Source organism: Micromonospora tarensis, assembly GCF_016803395.1.
In the GTDB taxonomy this organism is placed as follows: Bacteria; Actinomycetota; Actinomycetes; order Mycobacteriales; family Micromonosporaceae; genus Micromonospora; species Micromonospora tarensis.
In genome coordinates this window covers 1-2,970 of sequence record NZ_JAEVHL010000424.1, presented here as the reverse complement: position 1 = coordinate 2,970, position 2,970 = coordinate 1, and the positions used below count along the sequence as shown (strand labels likewise).

At 75.6% G+C, this 2,970-nt stretch carries 3 protein-coding genes and 1 pseudogene; 3 read left to right on the top strand and 1 reads right to left on the bottom strand.

The window, feature by feature from the left end:
• The first annotated feature begins 44 nt into the window (after positions 1 to 44).
• Genes JM949_RS35000 through JM949_RS34990 form a run of 3 tightly spaced genes read left to right on the top strand, consistent with a single transcriptional unit; the run spans position 45 to position 2,239 of the window.
• Positions 45 to 1,331 (top strand): MGH1-like glycoside hydrolase domain-containing protein, encoded by a 1,287-nt coding sequence (locus JM949_RS35000; protein WP_203152347.1) that lies wholly within the window; start codon positions 45 to 47, stop codon positions 1,329 to 1,331.
• 59 nt (positions 1,332 to 1,390) lie between these two features.
• Positions 1,391 to 1,789, top strand: a complete 399-nt coding sequence (locus JM949_RS34995) for an NUDIX hydrolase (RefSeq protein ID WP_203152346.1) — start codon at positions 1,391 to 1,393, stop codon at positions 1,787 to 1,789.
• Between the two features lie 42 nt (positions 1,790 to 1,831).
• On the top strand, positions 1,832 to 2,239 hold the full coding sequence (locus JM949_RS34990; protein WP_203152345.1) for a DUF2267 domain-containing protein: 408 nt from the start codon (positions 1,832 to 1,834) through the stop codon (positions 2,237 to 2,239).
• Between the two features lie 57 nt (positions 2,240 to 2,296).
• On the opposite strand, the pseudogene JM949_RS34985 reads toward JM949_RS34990, so the two are convergent.
• Positions 2,297 to 2,970 (bottom strand): annotated as a pseudogene (locus JM949_RS34985) (hypothetical protein); the annotation flags it as partial.

Here is a 2,970-nt window from a genome sequence, read left to right as displayed (position 1 = left end):
GGTGGGCACCGCCGCCGTGGCCCGCGCCGGAGGCGCGGCCGACGCTGCGCCGGCTCGCGCTGGACACGCTCGACGCCAACTGGGAACACGCGCACACGGTGCCCTCGCGCACGCTCTACCCGCACCAGTGGAGCTGGGACTCCGCGTTCATCGCGATCGGGCTGGCCCAGGTCCGCCCGGAACGCGCCTGGCGGGAGCTGGCGAGCCTGTTCGCGGCGCAGTGGGCCGACGGACGGGTGCCGCACATCGTGTTCAACCCGGCGCCGCGGGTCGGCGCGTACTTTCCGGGGCCCGAGATGTGGCGCTCGGCGGACGTCCCGGGCACGCCGCCGGTGGCCACCTCCGGGCTGGTCCAGCCGCCGGTGCACGCGCTCGCCGCGTTGCTGGCGTACCGGCGGGCACCCGACCCGGCCGCCCTGGCCGCGCTGCGCCGGCTCTATCCCGCGCTCGTCGCCCAACAGCGCTACCTGGCCGACCGGCGGGACGTGGCCGGCGACGGGCTGGTCTGCGTCGTGCACCCGTGGGAGTCCGGGTTGGACAACAGCCCGGCCTGGGACGAGCCGATGGCGGCGGTCCCGGCCGAGGCGGCGGTGATGCGCGCGTACCGTCGGCACGACACCGCGCACGCCGACGCCGCGCACCGCCCCACGGACCTGGACTACGCGCGCTACCTGGCGATCGTCGCCGCCTACCGCGACCACGGCTACTCCGACCGGGACCTGGCCGGGGGGCACCCGTTCCTGGTGGAGTGCCCGCTCTTCAACGCGGCGTTCGGGTCCGCCGAGCACGCGCTCGCCGAGATCGCCGCGCTGCTCGGCCACGACCCCGGGCCGCACCGGGCCCGCGCGGCCCGGATCACCCAAGCCCTGGTACGCCGGCTGTACGACCCGAGCACCGGCACCTTCCAGCCCCGCGACCTGCGGACCGAGCGCCTGGTCCGCGCCCGCACCGTGCTCGGGCTGACCCCGCTGATCCTGCCCGACCTGCCGGCTCGGCAGGCCGACGCGCTGGTGGTCGAGGCCCGGTCGGCACGCTTCGGGGTGGCCCGGCGGATGGACCGGCCGCTGCCCAGCCACGACCGCACCGCAGCCGACTTCGAGCCGCTGCGCTACTGGCGCGGGCCGAGCTGGCTCAACATCGGCTGGCTGGTCCGGCGTGGGCTGCTCACCCACCGGCGTCCGGAGTTGGCCGCCGGTCTGCGGCGCTCGATGATCGGGCTGGTCGCCGGGGCCGGCTGCCACGAGTACTTCCACCCGGACACCGGCGCCGGGCTGGGCTCGCCGGCGTTCAGCTGGACCGCCGCGCTGCTGCTCGACCTGCTGGCCGACTGACTCCCCGCCGGCCGGCGGGGGGTGATAGCGTGCCCGGTCCGCCGGCCGGAGGGAGCATGGTGCGCGAGATCGACAAGGTGGCCTGGATCCTCGTCGAGGACGGGCGGGTGCTGAGCACCCGCTCCGCGGGCAAGGACGTGTGGTACCTGCCGGGCGGCAAGCGCGAGCCCGGCGAGACCGACCTGGAGACCCTGCGCCGGGAGATCGGCGAGGAGCTGAGCGTCGAGGTCGACGTACCCGGCGCCGTGCACCTCGGCACCTTCACCGCGCAGGCGCACGGCCACCCGAACGGCATCACCGTGCGGATGACCTGCTACCGGGCCGGCTATCAGGGGCAGCTACGGCCGGCCAGCGAGATCGCCGAGATGGCCTGGCTCGGCCACGCCGACCGGCACCGCACCTCGCCTGTCGATCAGCTCATCTTCGACCACCTGCTGGCCGAGGGCCTGCTGCGCTGACCGGCCAGTTTGTCGCGGCCGGCCAGGGGTAACCGCCCGAGCGTGACCGACGGCGACGGCTTCCCGTACTTCATCGACGCGGTGTCCCGGCGGTCCGGCCTGCCGACCGAGCAGGCCGCCGCGCTCGCCCGCGCCGTGCTGCGGACGATGGCCGAGCGGGTGACCGGCGGTGCCCCCGACGACCTCGTTGGGCACCTCCCGGACCAGGTCGACGGCTACCTGACCGGTCCGAGCCCGACCGCTGGCAGCGCGGCGGACACACCGCCGACGGACGCCGGCCCGGCGGAGTTCCTTCGTCGGGTGCAGCACCGGGCCGGGGTGGACCCGGCCACCGCTCGGGCCGGAACCGGAGCCGTCTTCGCGACCCTGCGCGAGGCGATGACCGTGGGGGAGTTCCGAGAGATGGTGGCGCGGCTGCCGCGCGACGGCGGTCGGCCCGCCCCACCCTGAATCCACTCTTGTTCCCCGCCGTCGGGCCTCGCCGTCGACGCGATCAGCCTCGTCTCGTCAGGTCTCGGTCAGCTCCTCCGGCTCGGCGACCCAGGCGGAGAAGACCGGCACCCCGTGCCACGGCCCGGTGCCACCGTCGGCCCGACTGTCGGTGGCGACGGCCAACACGGCGTACGGGTGACCGAAGCGCAGCTCGGCGGTCCGGACGAGGCCCTCCGGCGGCAGGCTGGTCACCCCGAACATGCCGGTCACCGCCGCCGCCTCGAAGCCGTACCGGTCAAACCGGGCCACCGCCGTCTGCCGCGCCTCGAAGGCTCTCACCGGTAGCGCCAGGGTCTTCGCCAGCACCGCCGAGGCGGCCGGGAAGCCGAGCGTCGGCGCGCTCAGATCGTGCTCGTTCCGCGCCGACCAGCAGGGCAGGACGGCGTGGTGGCGCTCCTCGCGGCCGTCGCGCGCCCGGGTTCGGGCCCGTTCCTCGCGCACCGTCCAGAGCGGCGCAGCACCGAGCGGCAGGTCGAACAGGGAGCGGCTGCCCGGCAGTTCCGTGTCATCGGCCGCGCTGGCGCTGAGGTCGTACCCGACGGCCAGCACCTCGGCCGGCGGCACCTGCGGCGCGGCGGCCACCGAGAGGACCACCAAACCCGCCCCCTCGGTCGGTTGGGCCGGCGCGGCGTGCACGATCACGTCACCGGCCCGGGCGGTGGCGATGATGGCGCAGCGGTGCCCCTGGC